Raw genomic sequence first — 22,319 nt, 5'->3', positions numbered from 1 at the left:
TCGAGCCGTTTCGATCCGTGCGCAAAAATAGTTTAGGTTTAAACTTGTTTTTTCCGATCGATGGATCGACAGTAGCGGCCCAAGGGGAACGGGTGGAGGCGATACGTTCCGCCCGCAGAAGACCCATAAAAGAGGAACAGCATGATCAAGCCGCATCCGCTGAAAGGTCCCAGCAAGCTGAAACTCGGTGTCTTTTCCGCCAATGCCGATGGGGGCCTTGCCATCACCGACGTGCCGGAGCGCTGGCAGGCTCGCTGGAAAGACAATCTGAACGCCGTGCAGATCGCCGATCGCGGCGGGCTGGATTTCTTCCTTCCGATCGCCCGCTGGAAGGGTTTCGGCGGCAAAAATCGGGTGCGTGAATGGTCCTTCGAGACCTTCACCTGGGCGGCGGGCCTTGCCTCCGTCACGGAACGGATCGGCCTTTTCATGACCGTTCACGTGCCGCTCGTGCATCCGCTCTATGCGGCCAAGGCGCTCGCGACCGTCGATCATATCAGCGGCGGCCGCGCAGGCCTCAATATCGTCTGCGGCTGGAACCCGAAGGAGTTCGGCATGTTCGGGGTGCCGCTGGTCGAGAAAGGTTATGACCAGGCGGACGAATGGCTTGATATCATGGAGCGGGCCTATACGTCGGACGCGCCGTTCGACTATGACGGAACCTATTACAAGCTGAAGGATGTGGTGAGCCGGCCGGCCAGCCTGCAATCGCCGCGGCCGGTCACCATGAACGCGGCTTTCGGCGGGCCGGGCCGGGATTTCGCGGCGAAGAATTGCGAATATCTCTTTACCACCTTCACCGAGATTTCCGAGGCCGGCAAGCATGTCGAGGATATCAGGGGGCGGGCGGAAAAGCTTGGCCGCGATGTCGGCGCCTATACCGTCTGCCACGTCGTCTGCCGCGAAAGCCAGCAGGAGGCGGAGGACTATTACGAACGTTATGCCGTGACGCTTGCCGACCATGAGGCGGTCGATGCGCATATGGCCGGCAAGAAAGAATTCTCCCAGTCGCACGACGCGCAAGCCTATGATCGCTACCGCAAGCGGTTTGCAGGCGGCGCGGGTGGCTATCCGCTGGTCGGTACGCCGGAAAAGATCGTCGAAGATATGATCGCCATCGCCGAACAGGGCTATTGCGGGATTGCCATGTCCTTCGTCAACTACACCTATGAATTGCCCTTCTTCTGCGACCGGGTCATGCCGCTCCTGAAGAAGGCGGGGCTGCGCGTCGAATGACGGCCGACCTCGTCCACGACGTGATCGGCGCTACACGGCGGGCCTTCCCGGAATTACGCTAGTTCAACCGGTGACGGAACATCCAGGCGGCAACCGGCATCGTTGCGGCGGCGATCACGACCAGGGCCAGCATGTCGGGAAGAAGCGCGTCGAGCCCGGCACCTTCGAGATAGACGCCGCGGGTGATGCTGATCGCATATTTCAGCGGGTTGATCATCGTCGCATATTGCAGAACCTTCGGCATGTTGTCGGTCGGCGACATCAGCCCGGACAGCAGCATGAACGGCATCAGGAAGACGAAGCAGAGGATCATCGCCTGCTGCATGTTGGCGGCAATCGAGGACAGGAACAGCCCGAAGCCGATGGCCGCAGCAAGGAAAAGGCTCAGCCCGAGATAAAGCGTCAGAAACGAGCCGGCAAACGGGATGCGGAACCAGACCAAGGCCACCAGCAGGATCGTCGATGCCTGGGTGATGCCGACGATCATCGAGGGGACGGCCTTGCCGATCATGATCTCGGTCGGCGTGAAGGGCGCCACGAGCAACTGGTCGAAGGTTCCTTCCTCGCGCTCGCGGGCGACGGACATGGCCGTTAGCATCATCGTCATCAGCATGGTGATCGTGCCAATGAGCGATGGGACCATGCTCCAGCGCGTTTCCAGCTGCGGATTGTACCAGGCGCGCGTCGTCACCCGCACTGCATTGCCGGAGCTGCCCTTCTGTGCCAACCAGTCGGCGGTGAAGTCGCGGACGATCGTGTTGGCATAGCCCTGCGCAATGCCGCTCGTGTTGGAATTCCTGCCGTCCGCGATGACCTGCACCGTGCCGGTCGAGCCGGCTTCCAATTGTCTTTCGAAATCGTGCTCGATGACGATGATCAGGACGGACTGCTTGGTATCGAGCAACCTGACGGCCTGACCTGTCTGCGCCAGCGTCGCCACCCTTTCGAAGATGCCGGATCCCTCGATCTTTGCGACCAGGTTTCTCGATGCCGTCGTCCTGTCCTGGTCGACGAGTGCATAGGGGACCGTATTGAGGTCGTAGGTGGCGGCATAGCCGAAGATCAGGCACTGGAGGATGGGCGGGACGACGATGCTTGCCCGGCTTCTCGGATCCTTCAGGATAACGAGGAGTTCCTTGCGGATCAGGGTTGCGATGCGCAGAAGCGATGCGATCAACATGGCTATGCGATCCTCTTGCGGGTCATGCGCACGGCAAGCGCCAGAAGCGCCGTTGCCATGCCGGCCAGCACGGCGGCATTGGGCAGGATGACGCTCCAGATATTGCCGGCGAGAAACAGGGTTTGCAGCAGGGTGACGAAGTACCGGCCCGGAAAGATGTAGGTGATGATCTGTACCGCCCAGGGCATGCTCCGCGGATCGAACATGAAGCCCGAGAGCATCATTGCCGGCAGGAAGGTGGCGAGAACGGTAATCTGGCTTGCGATGAACTGGCTCTTCGTAACGGAGGAGATGGCAAGGCCAAGGCCGAGCGCCACCAGGAGATAGAGCATGGATACGATCGTGAGGATCAGCAGCGATCCTCGAAGCGGCACGCCGAAGAGCAGTCGGCTGCCGACGACGCAGAGCGCAAGCCCGGCAAGCCCCAGCAGAAAATAGGGGACGGTCTTGCCGAGCAGGATTTCGCTCGAGCGGACCGGCGTCACGAACAGTGCCTCGAAAGTCCCGCGTTCCCATTCCCGCGCCATGACGAGCGCGGTCAGGAGCGCCCCGATCAACGTCATGACGAGGACGAGGAGGCCCGGGACGAGGAAATAGCTGCTGTCATTGGCTTCGTTGAACCAAAGCCGGGACTGGATCGTCACGCCGCTGCCGGATGTCGCGCCTTTGCGGGACGCTTCCTTGGCGGCCCAGACGCCGACCGCCGCCTCGGCATAGCTCAGCGAGATGCGAGCGGTGTTGGCATCGCTGCCATTGACGACGACCTGCACCTCACCATTGCCCGAGGCCATTTTGCGCGCGAAATCGGAGGGAATGCGCAGGATTGCTCGCGCCTCGGATGACAGGAGCATCTTTTCGGCTTCGGCCATCGTCTTGACGGGCTTCGGCGAAAAATAGCTGGAGAGCTCGAAGGCCGAGGCGAGGCCGCGCGCCTCGACCGAATTCTCTTCCATGACGATCGCAACGGGGACGTTGTTGACGTCCAGATTGATGCCGTATCCGAACAGGATCAGCAGTGCCACCGGCATGACGATGCCGATCGCGATGCTGCTCGGATCACGCAGGAGCTGCCAGGTCTCCTTGCGGATGAGCGCGCGGATGCGGCGCAGGGCTGCGCGCAATCCGTTGCTGGGTTTGTCGACGGGGTCGTTCATGCCGCTTTCTCCGCCTGTTTATGACGTTCCTGCTCGACGATCGCGATGAAGGCCTCCTCCATCGTTGCCGCCGCTTCGCCGCGTGTCCCGGCATGGGCGCGGATTTCGACCGGCGTTCCCTCGGCCAGGTTCTTGCCGGCATCCAGGATGATGATCCGGTCGCAATATTCGGCCTCTTCCATGAAATGCGTCGTCACGATGACGGTTACGCCCTGCTCGGACAGGGCGGTGATCCGGCCCCAGAATTGCCGTCGCGCCAGGGGATCGGCGCCACTTGTGGCTTCATCGAGGAAGAGAATATCCGGCTCATGCAACAGGGCGGCGGCGAGCGCCAGCCGCTGCTTGAAGCCGCCGGGAAGCTGGCCGCTAGGCAGCTTTGAAAACTGGTCCAGCTCGAACTGGTTCTTCAAAGCGGCGATCCTGTCTTTCCGGTGTTTGCGGCGCAGCCCATAGGCGCTTGCGAAGAATTCCAGATTCTCATCGACACTCAGCTGGCCGTAGAGCGAAAACTTCTGCGCGACATAGCCCAGCCGCTGCCGTGCTTTAGCGCCTGCTCTCAACAGGTCCGAGCCGGCGACCATCAATGTGCCGCCGCTTGCGGGAAGCAGACCGCAAAGCATCCGGAATGTCGTGCTTTTTCCAGCTCCGTTCGGGCCGAGCAAACCATAGACCTCGCCCTTGCGGACGCTGAAGCTGACATGATCGACGGCGGTGAAATCCCCGAACTTGCGAACGAGGTCGTGAACCTCAACAACCGTTTCGGCGCCATTGTGATTGTTCGATGGCTGGCTGATCTGTGTTTTGCGCTCGGCATCGCCGGCAACGGCATCGAACAGCATCATGAAGGCATCTTCGAACCGCGGCGCCACGCTTTCGGCGTCGAGCTCGGTATCGTCCATTTGCAGCGGCGCGTCCTTTTGATCCGCCTTGCGCACGATCCTGACCCGGCCGGCCTCCGGCACGGCGTCGACGATACCAGGCAGGGCGAAAAGACGGGCCTGCAGGGACCTTGCCGGCATGTCTTCCGGTGTGGGAACCATGAAGCAGCAGCCGTCAGCCTTCCTAGTTATGTCGGCAGGCGGTCCCTGATCGAGGATCTTTCCCGCGTGCATGAGAACGGCGTGCTCGCAGCGCTCGGCCTCGTCGAGGTAGGAGGTTGCGACGATCACCGAGAGCCCGTCCTCCTTGACGAGCTTGAAGACGATTTCCCAGAGTTCGCGCCGGGACAGCGGGTCGACACCGACGGTGGGCTCGTCGAGCAGCAGCAGTTCCGGCGCCCGCACCAGCGTGCAGGCAAGGCCGAGCTTCTGCTTCATACCACCCGACAATTTTCCTGCCGGCCGTTCCTTGAAGCGCCCGAGCTGCGTCATCTCGAAGAGGCGCGGATAGGTTTCGTCGCGCTTCGATTGCGTCACGCCGTGCAGATCGGCGTAAAGATCGAGGTTCTCCTGAACGCTCAGATCTTCATAGAGGCCGAATTTCTGCGGCATATAGCCGATCCGGTCCTGAACATGCTGCGGCTCCGTGGCGATATCAAAGCCGTTCACTTGCAAACTGCCGCTATCCGGCGCGACGAGGCCACATGCCAGGCGCAGCAACGTTGTCTTGCCGGCACCATCCGGGCCGACGAGCGCCGTCAGCGCGCCTTTCCGCACGTCCAGCGAGACATCGGCGAGCGCCTCCACCGCTTCTCCGGTGTCCCGGCGAAACGTCTTGCGGATATTTTTTGCTATCACCGAGAGATCGCCGGCGCTCATGGCATCCTCGTTCTATTGCTGCTGCGCGGTTGGCGGAACCGCCTGTTCGCCGGCAAGCGGCCGGACGGTTGCCGGCATGCCCAGCCGCAGCATGTTGTCCGGATCGTCGACAAAGACCCTGACCTCGTAGACGAGGCTTGTGCGCAATTCCTCCGTCTGCACCGATTTCGGCGTGAACTCGGCAACGGAGGAAATGAAACCGATCCACCCCCCGATCGTCCGCCCCGGCAGCGAATCCACGGTGACGGAGGCTTTCATGCCGGGACGGAGCATTCCAAGCTGTGTTTCCGAAACATAGGCGCGTACCCATTTCGGGCTGATGGTCGCAAGCGAGAAGGCGGCTCGTGTGGGGGATGCCATTTCACCGGGCTCGATCAGCCTCGATTGCACGATCGCGTCGACGGGTGCTCTCAATTCGGCGTCGGCAAGCTGCTGGTGGAGAAGCGCGACGTTGGCCTCCGCCGCATGCAGCTGTGCTTCCGCCTCCTCGATATCCTCGATGCGCGAGCCGGCGATGAGCAGATCCAACGCCTTCTGGTTTGCGATGAGCTTGGCGTCGGCGACGGCGGCGGCCGAACGGGCTTCGTCCAGAGCCTGCTGGCTGACCGCGGCCTTGGGAGCAAGCGCGTTCTGACGTTCGAACTGGGCGCGGGCATTGACGGCCTCCGCCTTGGCGGATTCGACATTGGCGCGGGACTGGGCGATCTCCTCGGGGCGGCTGCCGTTTTTGAGGCGGGTGAGATTGGCGCGTTGGCTGGCAGCCTGCGCTTCCGCCTGGGCGACCTGCGGTCCGAGCCGGCTCGTGTCCAGCCGGGCGACGATCTGGCCTTTCTTGACTTGCGCGCCCTCTTCGACAAGGACTTCGGCCACACGTTCGCTGCCATTGAAGGCGAGGGTGAGTTGCCTAAAGTCGATATTTCCATAGAGAACGAGGTCGTTCGAGCCGTCGTCCCGATGGAGATACCACCAGGCACCGCCCGCACCGGCGATCAAAAGGACCAGGATGACGATGACGCGTTGCATGCTTTGGTTGGACTCCAAACGAGCGGTCGGCTCCAGTGAAACGAATGATGACCGAGATCGATCCGGGGCAGATTATAACACTTGTCAAATTCAAATTTCAAATTAATATTCGAATTAATGGAAGGCAGAGAAATGGCCAGAGGCAGTAGAAGACGAGTCGCGCGATCACGAGATCGGCAGGACGGAGCGGCCACGCGCTTGAGTCTGCTCGAAGCCGGCGGCGCCGTCTTCGCCGAATTCGGCTTCGACCGCGCGACCGCAAAGGAAATCGCCTTGCGCGCGGGGACGAATGCGGCCGCGGTGAACTATCACTTCGGCGGTATCGAGGCTTTGTACGAAGACGTTCTCGCCGAGGCGCATCATCGCCTGATGAGTTACGACGTGCTTGCCCGCATGATAACCGCGGACATCGATCCGAAGGAGAAGCTGCGCCGGTTTATCGGTCTGCTGGTCAGGGTCGTCAGGACAGCGAATGAGGATTCATGGCCGGCCAAGGTGATCGTCCGCGAACTGATCGCGCCCACACCTCATATCGACAAGCTTCGCCGCCAGGAGATCGAGCCCAAGAAGGCTTTGCTGTTTGGCGTCATCGCCGAGATCATCGGCGTCGCGCCGGACCATCCGCTCGTCGCTCAGGCTGCGCTTTCGACGATGGCGCCCTGTTTCATGCTTCTGGTGGCCGAGAAACGCGTCTCGGAGATCATTCCGGCGCTTGGGCGGAATACGACTAAGGATGAGGAACTGGCGGACCGGCTGGTTCGCTTTACGCTTGGCGGACTTGCCGCGCTTTCCGCATCGGAACAGGCGGCGAGATCACCGGATCGGGAGAACTGACCTTTACAAACTACGCATTATAAGGTTGCTTCAGCCTTCGAAGCCGAACCGCTCGACATCGAAGTCGTCACCGTCATAGGCGGCGCCGTCCTGAATATCGGTCATATCCTCATGCATCGGTATTGGCGCGCCGACGAGGCTCGGGAGCGTCATGTTGACTGCCATGCCCGGCGGCTGCAGCGCCCAGGCGACGATGGCCCCCGTCGACATGGTCCCGACGCCTGCCGATACGTCCTGCGTGGCCGAGCTCGGCAACTGCGCCATTGGCTGCATCTTTGCCATGGCGCTATCGGTCGTATTCTTCGTGTTGTCTGACACTACGAGTTTTCCGGCGTCGTTGCGTCCCACCACCAGACTTGCCAGCACAACAGGAGGGGCTGGTCTTTCAGGCGCGGCCGTCGGGATGACGACAATACTGCTGGTCGGCCGCCATGCCGGCAGTGGAACGGCATAGGCGGCCAGATCGGCAAAGGGCTGCTCCTTGCTTTCTTCGGCCACGCGCTTGCCAAGCTGAGCCTCCAGCCCGTTCACGGCTCGGCTCCTGGGCGTCGGCAGCATGCTGGTCATAAGGCTGCTGTCGGGGGCACCGCTACGAGAGGCAGCCGACGATCCGGCGTCATCATCCTCGTCCACGACGGCTGCGATCCTGCTGCTCACCTGGGACGGGCGCTTTCGGGATTGCGCGACCGCTACGTCATAGCCCGGCAGCGGTCTGCCATCCGTCGGCACATGCAGCGTTCGTCCATTCGGGAAAAGCCGTGCCAGTTCCTGGCGCGACATTCTCGGCCAGGCGCGAACCCTGCCGACATCCAGATGCACGAAGGGCGAGCCGGAGTTGGGATAGAAGCCCACGCCGCCGATCTGCATCTGCATGGCAATCGCGCGCAGGCTCGCGAGCTTGACGCCGGGAATATAGAAATCCATCGCCTTGCCGAGCGTGTGCTGGCTGTGTTTTGCGACGCCGGAGCTGCGCGAGCGGTTGCGCAGCATACCGTTGGTCGAGGGAGAGCGGTAGGCGGAGACGACGTGTATGGTTTCCCTGGCACCGCTGCGTTGATAGACTTCCCAGACGAGATCGAGCAGTTCCGGATCGATCCGGGTCGGCTCGTTCTTTCGCCAGTCGCGCAGAAAGCGGTTGATCTGGGCAAGGCCCCTCGGATCATATTTGCCACCGCGCTTGAAGGTGATGGTCGCCCTTTCCCCGGTATGCGTGAAGAAGAGCTTGAGTGCCCGGTCTTCGGCCGCAGCCGAGCCGGCAAAAGCACCAAGCATCAGCACCGCGATCAGCGCCACGCGGCAGGCGACGAAGGAGGAGGCCATGGCGAGAATTGTCGCGGGGATGGAAAAGATCACGTGATGCACGGATACGACTTTCGCCCTTGCTAATGGAAACAGAACTCAGAGGCGCCGCATCCGCGGCATCGTTATGCCTCCAATTATGGTCAATAAATCCCTAACGGACCGTTTATAGGCGGAAACGTCAAAATTTTGTTCTCTTAAGCTTGTCGATAGAGGGTTTCGGCCGGCTTTCGTCTCAATCGATCCCCGCTTCGAAGATCTCGCGCTTTTCGTTGCAATGGCGAGAAAAATCAACTATTGCATGTGGGCGTAGTCTTCTGAACGATAGAGATCAACCGGCTTTGCAAACGTTTTCGCGCGGGTTGCAAACTGCTTGCCAAGACAGCATCATCCGGCCCCATGAGTGGACAGAATCGATTTGCTCCGCCCTCCAGCGGGCAGCAAACCATCAGACGTAGTGACCTGTTGCGGCAGCTCCGGCGCGCCGGGCTGCGACGCCTAACGACCATTGTCGCGCCCGCCGGCTACGGCAAGACTTCGCTCGCTGTCCAGTGGTACGAGCTGCTGAAGGAAGACGGGGTCAAGCTGTGCTGGGTGTCGCTGGATGCCGAGCATACGGGCCAGGAAGCTTTCCTGCTCGCCCTGATCGATGCCCTGCAGACACTTTTGAACGAGGACGGTGCGGACGCCGGCAACCTGCCGGCCGCGGCGCTTCTTTCCGTCCTTGGCACGCGTCTGCGCAAGATCGAAGAGCCGCTCGTCATCTTCCTCGATGACTATCACTTCGCTCAGACGGATGCCACCGAAGCCCTGATGGCAAAGATCCTTGCCGATCTTTCGCTCGAGCACGTCAAACTGGTGCTGGTCAGCCGCAGTCCGCCGCGCTTTCCTCTGTCGGCACTGCGGCTGCGCGGCGAATTCAAGCAGTTCGGTGTTGCCGAACTCGGCTTTTCCGACGCCGAAGCGCGGGAGTTGTTCGAGGGTAAAGGCGCGCATCTGACCGAAGAGCAGGTCGGCTCTTTCAATCGCCGCACGGAGGGTTGGGCCGTCGCGTTGCAGATGGTGAGCCTGCTGGTCGCGGAATCCGAGGAAAGCGACACCATTCTCGCCTCCTTCGATGGCGGCGGTGCGGATATGGGCGCCTATCTCTCGGAGCAGGTATTTGAACATCTGCCCGAGGACATCCGCTTGTTTCTGGTTGAGACTGCGGCCTTGCCGGCTTTCAATCAACCGCTTCTCGATGCCGTGTTGGAAAGTGGTGGGCGCGCGGGGTTGATCGAGCGGCTGAATGAGTACGCTCTTCCGGTGACGTTGCTTGCCGGACCGGGCAACTGGATGCGGTTCCATCCGGTCTTCAACGAGTTTCTCAAAAGAACCGCCAGCCGCAGGGGTGTCGATGCCAACCGTGCCCTGAACCGCGCGGCACACTGGTTCGAGGCCCGAGGCGACATAGACCGCGCGGTCCACCATGCGCTTTTGGCGGGCGATGCCAATCTTGCGGCGCGCATTGTCGAAACCGCTGGCGGCTGGCGGCGCGTCTATGCCACTACGCGCGGCGGCGCCACGCTTTTCCAGGCCTTGAGTGGGCGTGCCTCGGAGATCGACCTGGTCCGCTTTCCGCTCGCGACGCTGGGGCTTTCGATTTTTCATGCCAAAGCGGCGCAGCTTGCCGCGGCCAATCACTACCTCGCCACGGCCGAGCGTGCCGCCGCCGGCGACCCGATCCTCGCAAAAGATCTGCGCGTCGTGCGCATCCTCCTTGCGCTTTATACGGATCATTGGGCGAGCACGGCCGATCTTTCGGCATTGGAAGACGATTTGCAGCAGCCGGACGGCATGGAGCTTATCCATCGGGCACTGGCGCTCAACATGCTGTCCTATAATTTCCTCATTCGCGGCGAGCTTGACCGGGCGCTACATTACGGTCATCTCGCCATTCGCGCTTTTCGCGACGGCGGTGCCGATTTCGGTGCCATGCACCTCTACACGCATATCGGCCAGGCCTTCTTTCTGTCGGGCGATTGCGCGAGCGCGCTTGCCGCTTACGACGAGTTGATCTGCGAAGCTCAGGCCAATATCGGACCCGGAAGCGATCTCGACGCGGTCGGCCAGGTGCTGAAAGCGGAAGTTTTGTCGATGCGGGGCGAGGTGGATGCCGCAGCCGACATGCTCGGATGGGCGCTGCCGCATCTCGAACGCCACGATACCTGGTTTGATCTTCTCGCCGCCGGCTTCATGGCCGAACAACGGGTCTTGCGCATGCGTGAGGATTTCCTGGCAGCCCACGCCGCCATGGATCGCATTCGCGCGGCGGCGCGGCGGCGCGGCTTCGATCGGCTCACCCGCCTGATCGACGGCGAGCGCGCCATGCTTCTCATGGCATCGGGTGATCTTGACCAGGCGATCCGGCACGCCGAGGCCAATGGGTTCGGCATGCAGGCCATCATTGCTGATCGCGCCAATTTACTTTCCATCCATCTGCGCGGGGCGACGCCGGCAATTTTCTGGACGCGCGCTTATCTGGCGCTCGGCGAAGTTTCCAAGGCGCGCGAGGTCTTCGACCAGTTCAGAACGCGCCAGTCCCAGCGCCTGCATGTCCCACGCGCGATCGAGCTTGCTCTCATCGAGATAGGGATTCTGGTCGCCGAGGACCGTGCCGATCTCGCCGCCGACCGCCTTTCCGATCTCGTGCTGACGATGCCGCTCGACGATTACCGGGCCTTGCTGCATCTCGACCATGCGGCCGGACTTGGAGAGCTTCGCGCGCTTGCCGATCACCCGACGGTGGCAAACGTGACCCGCAAACGTCTTCAGTCTCTGCTCGTGGTGGCCGAGACGGCGCAGGAGCCGACCATCGCCGACGGCGGATCCGCCTTCACCGGCCGTGAACGCATGGTGCTGGAGTTGCTGAGCTCGGGGCTTTCCAACAAGGAAATCGGCCGAATGCTGGCGCTTTCCGACAACACGATCAAATTCCATCTGCGCAATATCTTCGCCAAGCTCAACGTCTCGACGCGGACGGCGGCCGTCACGGCAGCGCGTCAAAAGGGTATGCTCAATCAGTAGCCCACCCGAACGGGTAGGTTTCGGCATATGCGCCCACCCATCGGGAAGGCTTTCGATGGGCGAAAAAACACCTAATCTGCACGCGTGCGAATATTATAATGCGGGGTAGATTCGTGATCGTCGTCGATCCGGTGACGCAGGAGATTATCGAGGGCAAGCTGGCGGCCACAGTCGATGAGATGGGCGTGGTCATGGCCAGAACCTCGATGAGCCCGGTCATCTATGAGGTGCTTGATTTTGCCTGCGGTCTCCTGACGCCTGAAGGCGAGCTCGTGGCGCAGATGAACGGCATCACGCTGTTCACCGGCACCTTTGGGACACAAGTCAAGTCATTGATCGCGCTCTATGGCGACGATCTGGAAGACGGCGACATTCTGCTGACGAACGATCCTTATTCCGGCGGCACGCATGCCTGCGATTTTGCCATCGTCAAGCCGATCTTCTTCGAAGGACGGATTCTGGCCTATGCCATCAATGTTGCCCATTATCTCGATGTCGGCGGCTCGGTTCCTGGCTCCCTTGCGCCCAATGCCACGTCCGTCTTTCAGGAAGGGTTGCGGTTGCCGGGCGTGAAAGTGGTGCGCAGTGATCGCTTCTCTGGAGAAGTGCTGCGCATCATCCGCGAGAATGTCCGTTTGCCTGACGTCGCGATCGGCGATCTTACCGCACAGGTGGCGACCGTTCGCGTTGCCGCCCGCCGCATGGCCGAATTGGCCCGTAAATACGGGGCCGACGTCGTAAGGGCCGCCTTCGATCACCTCCTGACCGTGAGCGAGAAGCAGGCGCGCGCCGCCATCGCCGCGTTGCCCGACGGGATCTATGAAGCGACTGACATTGTCGATGGCGACGGTGTCACCACCGACCCCATCAAGGTCAAGGTGGCGGTCACGATCGCCGGTGATCGCCTAACGGCGGATTTCACTGGCTGCCCGCCTGCGGTCGCGGGGCCGATCAATTGCGCCGCGGGTGCGCTGCAGTCGGCCGTCCGCACCATCTTCAAGGCGCTGGTGGCGCCGGAGGCGCCTTCCAACGAGGGCTGGTTCCGGCCGCTCACCGTCATCGCGCCGAAAGGCTCGGTTTTCACCGCGGAGAAGCCTTCTCCGACGGGCTGGTATTACGAAGGCTCGGTGCATGCCTCCGAACTCGTCTGGAAGGCGCTCGCCAAGCTGATGCCCGAGCGCTTCTCCGCCGGTTCCTATACGAGCCTCTGCGTCGTCTATATCGCCGGCAAGGATGCGATGGGGCAGCCGTTCATCCATATCGAGCCGCAACACGGCGGCTGGGGGGCGAGCAAGGACGGCGACGGTGCCAATGCGCTGATCGCCCTGACCGATGGCGATACCTACAATTATTCCGTTGAGGTCATCGAAGCGCGCTTTCCGTTGCTCGTGCGCCGCTATGCGCTCAACGTCGAGGGGGGATCGGGCGCCGGGCGCCGTCGCGGTGGTTTCGGCGTCATCCGCGATTATGAGATTCTTGGAGACGGCGCGTCGGCCTATTGCAGCTTCGGGCGCACGGACACGCCGCCCTGGGGCATCGAGGGCGGCAAGCCCGGCAGCATCAATCTTCTGCAGGTGGAAGAGGATGGTGGCGAGGTCCATAATTTCGGCCGCGAACCGCATATCGAGCTGCACCGCGGCGATCTCTTGCGCATCATCACCGGCGGCGGAGGCGGCTGGGGCGAGCCGCACGCCCGCGAGCCGGAGCATGTCCGCCGCGACGTCGAGAACGGCTACATCACCAGCGAGGAGGCACGCAGCCAGTACGGATATGTAGAGAGGATGGCGGGATGATCAGACTGGCGACGGATGTAGGCGGTACGTTTACCGACCTCGTCGGTTATGATGAACGCACGGGCGAGATCTTCACCGCCAAGAGCCTGACGACCGTTCACGATCAATCGGAAGGCGTTCTTGCGGCAATCGAACTTGCCGAGAAGAAGGACGGGCTTTCGACGCGCGACGTGATCTTCTTCGCCCATGGCGGAACGACCGTCATCAACGCGATCACCGAGCGCAAGGGCGTCAGGACGGCGCTGGTGACCACCGCCGGTTTTCGTGACGTATTGGAAATCGGCCGCGGCAACCGCCCCGATCTCTATAATCTCCAGTTCAAAAGCCCGGAAGCCTTCGTGCCACGCAGCCTGCGCTTCGAGGTGCGCGAGCGTATGGATGCCAAGGGCCGGGTGCTGACGCCCATCGAGCTTGGCGATATCGAGGCGATCATCCGCGAGTGCCGCGCCCGCAATGTCGAGGCGGTGGCCGTGATCTTCCTCCACAGCTACGTCAATCCCGAGCACGAAATCGCCTGCGCGAAGGCGATTGCCGAGGCGCTGCCGGATGTGACTGTTTGCGCCAGTCACGAGGTGTCGCGTCAATGGCGGGAATATGAGCGCTCCAACACGGCCGTGCTCAACGCCTATGTGCAGCCGATCATCAAGCGGTATTTCGCCCGGCTCGAAAGCGCGCTGATGGAACGCGACCTCACCTGCCCCTATTATGCGATGCAGTCCAATGGCGGCATCTCCACTTTCGATCAGGCGCAGATGAGCCCGCTGACGCTGGTCGAATCCGGTCCGGCCGGTGGCGTTGCGGGTGCGGCGCGCATTGGTGCCGTAATGGCTGAATCGGAAGTGCTGTCGCTCGATGTCGGCGGCACGACGGCGAAATGCTCCCTGATTCACGACAGCCGGCCGACGCTCGACAGTGAATACAAGCTCGAGCATACCCGTATCGCGCCCGGCTATCCGGTGCAGGTGCCGGTGGTCGACATCATCGAGATCGGCGCCGGCGGCGGCTCCATCGCCCGCATCGACGAGCGCGGCGCGCTCTGCGTCGGACCGGAAAGCGCCGGCTCGACGCCGGGTCCTGCCTGCTATGGCAGAGGCGGGGACAAACCGACCCTTTCCGACGCCTTGCTGACACTCGGCATTTTCGACCCGGCGAGCTTTGCCGGCGGGCAGATGCAGCTCGATAAATCCAAGGCGGCCGCCGCGATCGCGACGGTTGCCAAGCCGATGGGGCTGTCGGTCGAGGATGCGGCTCGTGCCATCGTCGAGATCGCCCATGCGTCGATGATCAATGCGCTGAAGCTCGTGACGGTTCAGCGCGGGCACGATCCGCGCGACGCCGCTTTCGTCATTTCCGGCGGTGCCGGTCCTGCGCTTGCCGCCGGCCTCGGGCGCGATCTTGGGGTGAAGGTGACGGTAGTGCCGCCGCATCCCGGCATCTTTTCGGCCTGGGGAATGCTGGCAGCCGAGCCGCGCGCCGATTTCCGCAGCACCTGGTTTGCGCCTCTCGCCTCGGAGGCCGTCAGCAATCTCAAGCGCCGGTTCGACGAACTGAAACGGGATGCGGTCAAGTATTTCTCCAAGGGCGACGCGGCCGAGATACGCTACGTCTGCCGCGTCGAGGCTCGGTATCGCGGCCAGGAGCACGGCGTCTTCGCCCTGTTTGAAATGGACGACGACGCCGAAAGCTTTGCCGAACGTTTCCATGCAGCGCATGAGCGGGCCTATACTTTCCGCCTGCCCGGTTCGCCGGTCGAGATCACCATGATCCATCTGGAGGCGGTGCTTCACGGTCCGGTCATCGCCATCCCGAAGCTCGATCCTGTCGGCCGTTCGCTGGACGCGGCCCTCAAGGGACATCGCAAGGTCTATTTCGGCGGCGCGGTCGGTTGGGTGTCCTGCCCCGTCTACGAACGCACGAAACTGCCCGCTTCCCAGAAGATCTCCGGCCCGCTTCTCGTCGAGGAGGCGACCGCGACGTCGCTGGTGGTTGCCGGGCAGGATCTTGAAGTGAGCAGGGAGGGGCTACTGCTCATCCGCGAAAGCGATGGGAGAAGCGTCTGATATGGCGATTGCGATCAGTCTCGACCATATCGTCAGAAGTTTCGGGCCGATGCGCGCCGTCGACGACGTGACGCTCGACATCCGGGCAGGGGAGTTCTTTACGCTGCTCGGCTCGTCCGGCTGCGGCAAGAGTTCGCTTTTGAAGCTGATAGGCGGTTTCGACAAGCCCACTTCGGGCCGCGTGCTTTTCGACGGGAAGGATATGGCCGGCGTTCCGGCCAATCGCCGGCCGGTCAATACGGTTTTCCAGTCGCTCGGGCTTTTTCCGCATATGAATGTCGCGCAGAATGTCGGCTACGGGCTGAAGTTGCGCGGGCTCACCGGTGCCGGGCTGAAGGCCAAGGTCGAGAATGCTTTGGACCTCGTCGAGCTTTCCGGCTTTGCGGATCGCGACGTCGATCTTCTTTCGGGTGGCCAGCGCCAGCGCGTGGCGCTTGCCCGCGCGCTTGTCATGGAGCCGGGCATCCTCCTGCTCGATGAACCTTTGACCGGACTTGACGAGCGGCTGCGCCAGCAGATGCGCGACGAATTCGGGCGGCTCCACAAGCGTACCGGCGCGACTTTCATTCTCGTTACCCACAATCAGGACGAGGCGCTCAGCCTTTCCGATCGCATGGCAGTCATGCACAAGGGACGCATCGAGCAAACCGATATGCCATCCCGCTTCTTCGAGGCGCCGGCCAATGCCTTCGTTGCGCGCTTTGTCGGGATCGATACGCTTCTTAAGCCTGAAAGCATTGCGATTTCCGGCGAAAAGGCCGTTGCTACGATCGCCGGCCAGCGGGTGAGCGCGACTTTTTCCGGAGCTACGCCGCCGCCCGATGCCCTGGTCGCAATCCGCCCCGACCGGATTGAGCTTGTCCTGACTGCCGCGATAGCGGCCGAAACAATTGAACTTAAGGTTGTCGAAAGCATCTATCGTGGACTCAGCCATGACGTTACGCTCGCTTTCGCCGACAGCCAGCGCGTGGTGTTGACGACCGGCGCGGACGCGACCCCACCGTTGCCGGGCGAAAGCGTGCGCGTGCGTTTGAAGCCGGGTGCTGCACTCCTGATTGATCGTTCCGGAATACCGGCCCTGGCTGGAGGCGATGAGTAGAACCCGAATAGCTGAAACAAGCGAAAAATGAGGGAAGGGAATGATACGATGAACAAAGATAGAGATTTCGCCTCCTCCGCCTTGAGGAGCAACATGCAGCGCCGTGACATGCTCAAACTGATGGGCGCGGGTGCCGCCGCGCTCTCCTTTGGTGGATTGGCAGCGACGCGGGCCATGGCCGATGACGCGACGGTGGCGTTCTGGGCTACGGCAACGCTCGATATCGGCGACAAATGGCAGGAATTTGCGCGCCAGAACGGCGTTTCACCCGAATTCACCGACAACGGCAACGATGTCGGCCCGGTCGTTGCACGCCTTGCCGCCGGCAATGCCAACGATCTTTTCGATGTCGGCGGCTTTCAGGGCGGCGCCGAAAAGGAGCTTGCCAAGCAGGGGCTGATCGCGCCCTGGGACGTTTCCAAGATCCCGAATTTCGCCGGCATCTGGCAATGGGCCAAGGATATCCCGACCTTGACCCATGAAGGCAAGCAATACGGCATCCCGACCGTCGTCAACGCCGACTCCATCATCTACCGCCCCGACAAGCTCGGCAAGGTCGACAGCTACGGCGTCATCTTCGATCCGAAGCTCAAGGGCCGTGTCGCGATGGAGGACGCCTGGATCAACAGCGCTATCTTCACCGCCATCTATCTCAAGGAAGCCGAAAACAAGCCGATCAAGGAGCCGGGCAACCTGACCGAATCCGAGCTCGGCCTCGTCATGGAATTCCTGATCAAGCACAAGAAGGACGGGCAGTTCCGGACCTTCTGGAACGGTTGGGAGCAGGGCGTTCAGCTGGTCGCGAACGAAGAAGTCGACGCCATGACCGGCTGGGAACCGATCGTCTATGAAGGCCGCAAACGCGGGCTTCAGGTGGAATATGCCGCTCCCGTCGAAGGCTACGAGGGCTGGGGCAACAATACGGTGCTGCTCAAGGGTGCCGCCGAGCGCGGCAAGGCGGGGGCCGCCCACAAATTCGTCGATGCATTGCTTGCCGGCCTCTATGGCTGCGAACTGGGCAAGGCGCGCGGCTATCTCGTGCCGACCGACAACAATCTCGCCTATGCCAAGGCCCATCCCGACGAATACAAGGCCGACGACGTCGCCAAGCTTGCCGACCATGTGAAGGCCAAGTTCTCCGGAAAGGTCTACTGGCAGAATTGCCGCCCGGACAATTTCCAACTCTACGAGGAGTGGTGGCAGAAGCTGCGCAACGCCTGACGTAACGCCATGGACCGGGGCTGGCTCATCTGTCCAAGGACAGGCCGGCCCCGATCCGACGGGATCAACGCCGACAGAAGCGGAACTAGACTATGAAGACATCAGTTCTATTGCTGGCTGCTCCGCTTGCGGCGATCCTTGCGCTCGGCCTTGCGCCGCTCGTCTTGGTGGTGGTCTGGAGCTTCTGCGCCTGGGACTCGGCGACCTATTGGATCAAGCCGGAGTTCAGCGTCGCCGCCTATAGCGCTGTGCTGGAGGCGGGTCGCTGGAGCGTATTTCTGTCGACCCTCGGCAAGGCGTTTCTGACCGCCAGCATTTGCCTCGTCATTGCCTATCCCACCGCCTACGCGATGTATTTCCTGGCCGGGCGCAGGTTATCGGTTCTGCTCGCGGCTCTCCTTACCATCCCATTTTTCACGTCCTATCTCATTCGCTCCTTTTCCTGGCGGCTGCTGCTTGGCCGCACCGGCGTCATCAATACACTGCTTCAACAGGCCGGCATTATCGACGCGCCGCTCGACTGGCTGCTGTTCAGCGATTTTGCCGTCATCGTCGGGCTTGTCGCCTCCTATCTGCCCTTCGCCACCTTCCCCGTGCTGCTCTCGATGCGCCGTGTCGATCCGATCGCGCTGGCGGCATCGCGCGATCTCGGCGCCGGCTTCTGGACGATGGCGCGCACCGTGCTGCTGCCGCTGACCTATTCCGGCGTTTTCGCCGGGTTCCTGTTCGTCTTTGTCATGGTCGCAGGCTCGTCGACCGAGGTGCAGATGCTCGGCGGTGCCGGTGCATCGATCGTGTCCGTGATGATCAACGACGTCATGCGCGTCGCCAATTTCCCGCTCGCCTTTGCGATCTCGACGCTCATGCTCGTCATCGTCTTCGGACTGGTGCTGATCGGAGACGCCATATTCGGCCTCTCCTCGCTGTTCGAGGAGCGTGGCCAATGATCGTCAGCGAGGGAACGACGCCGCGTATCGTCATCTGGACGCTGACCGTTATCGGGCTGGCCGTGATTTATGCGCCGCCGCTCTATCTGCTCGGCGTCTCGTTCAATCCGGCGCTGCAGCCGGGCTTGCCGCATTTTTCCGACATTACGCTGAAATGGTATCTCGCGCTCGGGGCGGAAAGTGCCCTCATTGCCGCGCTCGGCCAATCGATCATGATAGCGCTTGCAACGGCTGTTATCGCGACCTTGCTGTCGCTCGGCGCGGCACTTGCATATCGTGAGCTGCACCGCGGCCGCAGCCTGTGGTTCCTGACGGTGCTGCTGCCGATGTTCGTGCCGGGGGTCATCCAGGGACTGGCGCTGTCGACCGTTATCAGCCGCGCCGGCGTCAAGGCTTCGGCCCTGACTGTCATTGCCGGCCATTTGCTGTGGGCGATGCCGTTTGCCTTCATCGTCATCCTGACAAGCTTTGCCGCCGTCAAACGGACCTATCTGATGGCGGCGGACGATCTTGGTGCGAGCCGCTTCAGGCAATTCCTGGATATTACCCTGCCGCTGATCCGCCCGGGTCTCGTCAGCGCCTTCATCTTTTCGTTCCTGCTGTCCCTCAACGAGTTTACGCGCGCCTTCTATCTGGCCGGTCGCCAAAACACGTTGCCCGTGGTGCTGTTCGGCAAGATGAATGCCGGCGCTTCGCCGACGATTTACGCCATGTCCGGCGCAATCTTTCTTGTCTCCAGCGTTTGCGTGGTGGTCGTGGCACTGCGTTCGCTGCTCATGCAACGCCGAGCGGGTTGATCGATATGAAAAAGCAACTGACGGACGACACACTCCGCCGCCCCCTGATCCTCCATGAACGGGAGTATAGAGGATGAAACAAGAGTCCAAGCTGATGGCGCTGATCCGCGCTGGAAAAAGACAGGAAGCGTTTGACATGGTCGAGCGATTGAAGGCGGTCACGCAATCGCTGCCGACGTCGATCAAGGTGGATCGCACAGGTGCCGTCACCTATTATAAAGGAAACCGCCGCTTTGTAAGAAACTTGCAAGGCGGATGGGAACTGGCACCGAAGAAAAAGTAGATCGTCGCCTTACCGGTCGGAGCGCCGGCCTCGCGACGCGATCAGGCCGGCAGAAATGACGTCCATCCGTCATCGCAATTGCGGCGGATGACGCGACCAGCATTGTGGAACTGCGATATGGCGGTGGCTCTATTCTTCGCGAACGGCTTGTGGCGACTATAAAGAAAGTAATGAGAATTTTATCAAGTATCCCGTATCTTTAAAATGTAATAATATTAGAAAATATCTTATTTAGAAATATAAAATTAATACCCAAAGTCTAAGGTCTCCTGGACCGTCATCGCATAGATGACGGCCGATTGAAGGAGACAGGACCATGTATCGTGTTTCTCATTTCGGCAGGGGCAGGGATGGAGCAGCAGCGGTCGAATTCGCTTTAATCGCGCCGCTTTTTTTCCTACTGCTTCTCACATTGGTTGCCTTCGGCATCTATCTCACTGCAGCCCATTCCCTGCAGCAGCTGACCGCCGATGCGGCACGCACCGCGATCGCAGGATTGTCGGCCACCGAGCGAAGCCAGCTCGTTCAGGACTTCGTCACCCGCTCGACGGTCAACGACGCCTTCATCAACAAGGACAAGTTGACGGTTACCGTCGCGACAGACCCGGCCAATGCCAACCAGTTCACCGTGAGCGCCGCCTACGACGCATCCGATCTTCCGATCTGGAACCTCTATACTTTTGCGATGCCGGATTCCACTATCCGTCGCTATTCGACCATCCGGCTGGGAGGCCTTTGATGAAGGGGCCTTTCGAACGGATCGCCTCCTTAGCGGACAGGCGGGGAAACGTCGCAGTGACGACCGCGCTTGTCTCCCCCTTGATCCTCTATTGTCTTGGCCTCGGTATCGATTACGGCATGATGACGCTGCAGCAGCGGCGCTTGCAGCAGCTGAGCGATATTAGCGCGATCACGGCTGCCGCCGATATTGCAAATGCCCAGAGCGCGCTCCTGACCAATCTTCAGGGCAACGGCACGACGGCGGCGGTGGCGTCAGGCAGCAGCTATATGACCACCAACGGGCAGATCACCGCGGCGGCAGCTACTTCAGGCCAATATGAGACCTTGGGCAATATGGCTCTAGGGTCCTACAAGGCGGACACGTCCGTAGCACCTGAAAACCGCTTTACCTCGGGGACGTCCCCCTCCGATTCCGTAAGGGTCACGCTCACGCAGAAGGCCGTGATGCCCTTTGCCTCCGCTTTTGCCGACCCGCCGACCTTGAGCGCCACGGGTACCGCCTCCAGCGAGCGCCTGGCGGCGTTTTCCGTCGGGTCCCGGCTGGCGAGCCTCAATGGCGGCATTTTAAACCAGCTCCTGGGCTCTCTTCTCGGAACGCAGGTCTCTCTCAATCTCGTCGACTATCAGTCGCTCATCAGTGCGAACGTAAACCTCCTGAGTTTCCTCAATCTGTTGGCGACGGATCTCAAGCTGACGGGGGTAAGCTACAATCAGCTTCTGGCGACCGATGTCACCTATGACAAGATCCTCGGCGCGCTCGGCAAATCGTCCAATCTTTCACCAACGGTCGTCACCATCATCAACAATCTGGGCAAGACGCTCGGGACCACGAAGCTGACCGTCAAGCTGCAGGATATTGTGAATCTCGGCCCTCTGGGCACGGATGTCGTCGGAACCGCGCCCAACCTGACCTCCACGATCAGCGTGATGGACCTGATCTCCGCAACCGCAATGGCGGCCAACCAGCAAAAGCAGATTGCTCTCGATCTCGGGGCCACGGTGCCTGGTCTTGCAACGGCGAAGATGACGCTGGCGATCGGAGAGATCGCGCAACAAACACCGGCTGCTGCCGTGGGCGCGCCGGGCACCATCGTCCGCACGCCGCAGGTCCGTGCGGCAATCGAAGTTTCAGTCACCGGCCTGTCCCTGATTGCGGGATTGAAGATCAGGGTGCCGCTCTATATCGAAATTGCTCCGGCCGAGGCCAAGCTTGCCTCGATAAGCTGCGTTGGCGGCAGTATGCCGAACGCCGTCGTCGGGATCGACGCCGTGCCTGGCGTTGCGGAGATCGCGCTTGGAGACGTCGATACCTCGGCCTTCGTGAATTTCGGTTCCAAGCCACGGGTGACTAAGGCGACGATCATCGATTCCCTGCTTCTGAAGGTAATCGCAAGCGCGCAGGTCGACATTGCCAACATGAGCCCGACACGCGTGACCTTTCAGCCCTCGGAAATTTCCGCTGGCACCGTCAAGACTGTTTCAACCAGTACTATCCTAACCTCGGCCGTCCAATCACTCATGAAAAATGCCAACATCAGCATTCAGGTGCTCATCCTGACCCTTGGTACGCCGAGCGCGGTGCTTGGAGCCGTCGCAGATACGCTGTCCGGCGTCACTGCTCCTGTCGACCAGCTCCTCTACAATCTGCTCGGGGTTCTTGGCGTCGGTGTCGGTCAGGCCGACATAAGGGTGACGGATGCGCGCTGCATGCAGCCCGTGCTCGTCCAATAACGGCCGGCGCAGTCGATTTATGGGCTGGACCGCCTTCTGTCGGCAGAAGCATGGAAATGCGTCAGCCCTAGCCGGCCAATGCCGCCAAAGCGCACTAT

The 22,319-nt window shown here is 61.3% G+C and carries 17 protein-coding genes; 12 read left to right on the top strand and 5 right to left on the bottom strand.

The window, feature by feature from the left end; translation table 11 throughout:
* Positions 1-141: 141 nt before the first annotated feature.
* The gene (locus HGP16_RS06605; RefSeq protein WP_168839218.1) at positions 142-1,236 is read left to right on the top strand and encodes an LLM class flavin-dependent oxidoreductase; all 1,095 of its coding nucleotides are present in this window, start codon (positions 142-144) and stop codon (positions 1,234-1,236) included.
* 58 nt (positions 1,237-1,294) lie between these two features.
* Here HGP16_RS06605 and HGP16_RS06600 read toward each other — a convergent pair whose 3' ends face one another.
* From HGP16_RS06600 to HGP16_RS06585, 4 genes are read right to left on the bottom strand one after another with little or no spacing between them, the layout of a single operon-like run.
* Positions 1,295-2,416, bottom strand: coding sequence for an ABC transporter permease (locus HGP16_RS06600; protein WP_205926381.1), 1,122 nt, complete (start codon positions 2,414-2,416; stop codon positions 1,295-1,297).
* Positions 2,417-2,418: 2 nt separating this feature from the next.
* Positions 2,419-3,570, bottom strand: a complete 1,152-nt coding sequence (locus tag HGP16_RS06595) for an ABC transporter permease (protein WP_168839217.1) — start codon at positions 3,568-3,570, stop codon at positions 2,419-2,421.
* Positions 3,567-5,327 carry an ATP-binding cassette domain-containing protein gene (locus HGP16_RS06590; RefSeq protein WP_168839216.1) on the bottom strand — a complete coding sequence of 587 codons (1,761 nt, stop codon included), beginning with the start codon at positions 5,325-5,327 and terminating at the stop codon, positions 3,567-3,569. The genes HGP16_RS06595 and HGP16_RS06590 overlap by 4 nt, the downstream gene beginning before the upstream one ends.
* Before the next feature lie 12 nt (positions 5,328-5,339).
* Positions 5,340-6,350, bottom strand: a complete 1,011-nt coding sequence (locus HGP16_RS06585) for an efflux RND transporter periplasmic adaptor subunit (RefSeq protein ID WP_168839215.1) — start codon at positions 6,348-6,350, stop codon at positions 5,340-5,342.
* Between the two features lie 198 nt (positions 6,351-6,548).
* On the opposite strand from HGP16_RS06585, the gene HGP16_RS06580 reads away from it, so the two are divergent.
* A complete protein-coding gene (locus HGP16_RS06580; RefSeq protein ID WP_168839214.1) occupies positions 6,549-7,184 on the top strand; it encodes a CerR family C-terminal domain-containing protein in 636 nt (211 codons plus the stop codon).
* Positions 7,185-7,214: 30 nt separating this feature from the next.
* Here HGP16_RS06580 and HGP16_RS06575 read toward each other — a convergent pair whose 3' ends face one another.
* Entirely contained in the window at positions 7,215-8,504 is a 1,290-nt protein-coding gene (locus tag HGP16_RS06575; protein ID WP_168839637.1) for a DUF882 domain-containing protein, read from the bottom strand.
* 378 nt (positions 8,505-8,882) lie between these two features.
* Here HGP16_RS06575 and HGP16_RS06570 point away from each other — a divergent pair, with 378 nt between their 5' ends.
* The 10 genes from HGP16_RS06570 to HGP16_RS06525 all read left to right on the top strand — a co-directional run bounded on the left by HGP16_RS06570 (position 8,883) and on the right by HGP16_RS06525 (position 22,221).
* Positions 8,883-11,549 carry a LuxR C-terminal-related transcriptional regulator gene (locus HGP16_RS06570; protein WP_168839213.1) on the top strand — a complete coding sequence of 889 codons (2,667 nt, stop codon included), beginning with the start codon at positions 8,883-8,885 and terminating at the stop codon, positions 11,547-11,549.
* Positions 11,550-11,647: 98 nt separating this feature from the next.
* Positions 11,648-13,342, top strand: coding sequence for a hydantoinase B/oxoprolinase family protein (locus tag HGP16_RS06565; RefSeq protein ID WP_168839212.1), 1,695 nt, complete (start codon positions 11,648-11,650; stop codon positions 13,340-13,342).
* Positions 13,339-15,402: a hydantoinase/oxoprolinase family protein gene (locus HGP16_RS06560; RefSeq protein ID WP_168839211.1), complete on the top strand. Its 2,064-nt coding sequence runs from the start codon at positions 13,339-13,341 to the stop codon at positions 15,400-15,402. Before HGP16_RS06565 ends, HGP16_RS06560 begins: the two co-directional genes overlap by 4 nt.
* Before the next feature lies 1 nt (position 15,403).
* Complete coding sequence (locus HGP16_RS06555) at positions 15,404-16,501, top strand: ABC transporter ATP-binding protein (protein ID WP_168839210.1); 1,098 nt, start codon at positions 15,404-15,406, stop codon at positions 16,499-16,501.
* Positions 16,502-16,549: 48 nt separating this feature from the next.
* The gene (locus tag HGP16_RS06550) at positions 16,550-17,722 is read left to right on the top strand and encodes a PotD/PotF family extracellular solute-binding protein (protein ID WP_168839209.1); all 1,173 of its coding nucleotides are present in this window, start codon (positions 16,550-16,552) and stop codon (positions 17,720-17,722) included.
* A gap of 92 nt (positions 17,723-17,814) precedes the next feature.
* Entirely contained in the window at positions 17,815-18,669 is an 855-nt protein-coding gene (locus tag HGP16_RS06545; protein ID WP_168839208.1) for an ABC transporter permease, read from the top strand.
* Positions 18,666-19,466: an ABC transporter permease gene (locus HGP16_RS06540; RefSeq protein WP_168839207.1), complete on the top strand. Its 801-nt coding sequence runs from the start codon at positions 18,666-18,668 to the stop codon at positions 19,464-19,466. The genes HGP16_RS06545 and HGP16_RS06540 overlap by 4 nt, the downstream gene beginning before the upstream one ends.
* Positions 19,467-19,539: 73 nt before the next feature.
* The gene (locus HGP16_RS06535; protein WP_112344522.1) at positions 19,540-19,749 is read left to right on the top strand and encodes a hypothetical protein; all 210 of its coding nucleotides are present in this window, start codon (positions 19,540-19,542) and stop codon (positions 19,747-19,749) included.
* A 316-nt stretch (positions 19,750-20,065) separates the two neighbouring features.
* Complete coding sequence (locus HGP16_RS06530) at positions 20,066-20,488, top strand: TadE/TadG family type IV pilus assembly protein (protein ID WP_168839206.1); 423 nt, start codon at positions 20,066-20,068, stop codon at positions 20,486-20,488.
* Entirely contained in the window at positions 20,488-22,221 is a 1,734-nt protein-coding gene (locus HGP16_RS06525) for a pilus assembly protein TadG-related protein (protein ID WP_168839205.1), read from the top strand. The genes HGP16_RS06530 and HGP16_RS06525 overlap by 1 nt, the downstream gene beginning before the upstream one ends.
* The last annotated feature ends 98 nt before the right edge of the window (positions 22,222-22,319 follow it).

Source organism: Rhizobium sp. P40RR-XXII (genome assembly GCF_012641405.1).
In the GTDB taxonomy this organism is placed as follows: domain Bacteria; phylum Pseudomonadota; class Alphaproteobacteria; order Rhizobiales; family Rhizobiaceae; genus Rhizobium.
The sequence above is the reverse complement of the archived record's forward strand: the minus strand, read 5'-3'. Positions and strand labels throughout refer to the sequence as shown.

Bases quoted from the DNA above. Each gene is read 5' to 3' on its own strand.
- HGP16_RS06605 (WP_168839218.1), top strand. From the start codon at position 142: ATGATCAAGCCGCATCCGCTGAAAGGTCCCAGCAAGCTGAAACTCGGT.
- HGP16_RS06600 (WP_205926381.1), bottom strand. From the start codon at position 2,416: ATGTTGATCGCATCGCTTCTGCGCATCGCAACCCTGATCCGCAAGGAA.
- HGP16_RS06595 (WP_168839217.1), bottom strand. From the start codon at position 3,570: ATGAACGACCCCGTCGACAAACCCAGCAACGGATTGCGCGCAGCCCTG.
- HGP16_RS06590 (WP_168839216.1), bottom strand. From the start codon at position 5,327: ATGAGCGCCGGCGATCTCTCGGTGATAGCAAAAAATATCCGCAAGACG.
- HGP16_RS06585 (WP_168839215.1), bottom strand. From the start codon at position 6,350: ATGCAACGCGTCATCGTCATCCTGGTCCTTTTGATCGCCGGTGCGGGC.
- HGP16_RS06575 (WP_168839637.1), bottom strand. From the start codon at position 8,504: ATGGCCTCCTCCTTCGTCGCCTGCCGCGTGGCGCTGATCGCGGTGCTG.
- HGP16_RS06570 (WP_168839213.1), top strand. From the start codon at position 8,883: ATGAGTGGACAGAATCGATTTGCTCCGCCCTCCAGCGGGCAGCAAACC.
- HGP16_RS06565 (WP_168839212.1), top strand. From the start codon at position 11,648: ATGCGGGGTAGATTCGTGATCGTCGTCGATCCGGTGACGCAGGAGATT.
- HGP16_RS06560 (WP_168839211.1), top strand. From the start codon at position 13,339: ATGATCAGACTGGCGACGGATGTAGGCGGTACGTTTACCGACCTCGTC.
- HGP16_RS06555 (WP_168839210.1), top strand. From the start codon at position 15,404: ATGGCGATTGCGATCAGTCTCGACCATATCGTCAGAAGTTTCGGGCCG.
- HGP16_RS06550 (WP_168839209.1), top strand. From the start codon at position 16,550: ATGAACAAAGATAGAGATTTCGCCTCCTCCGCCTTGAGGAGCAACATG.
- HGP16_RS06545 (WP_168839208.1), top strand. From the start codon at position 17,815: ATGAAGACATCAGTTCTATTGCTGGCTGCTCCGCTTGCGGCGATCCTT.
- HGP16_RS06540 (WP_168839207.1), top strand. From the start codon at position 18,666: ATGATCGTCAGCGAGGGAACGACGCCGCGTATCGTCATCTGGACGCTG.
- HGP16_RS06535 (WP_112344522.1), top strand. From the start codon at position 19,540: ATGAAACAAGAGTCCAAGCTGATGGCGCTGATCCGCGCTGGAAAAAGA.
- HGP16_RS06530 (WP_168839206.1), top strand. From the start codon at position 20,066: ATGTATCGTGTTTCTCATTTCGGCAGGGGCAGGGATGGAGCAGCAGCG.
- HGP16_RS06525 (WP_168839205.1), top strand. From the start codon at position 20,488: ATGAAGGGGCCTTTCGAACGGATCGCCTCCTTAGCGGACAGGCGGGGA.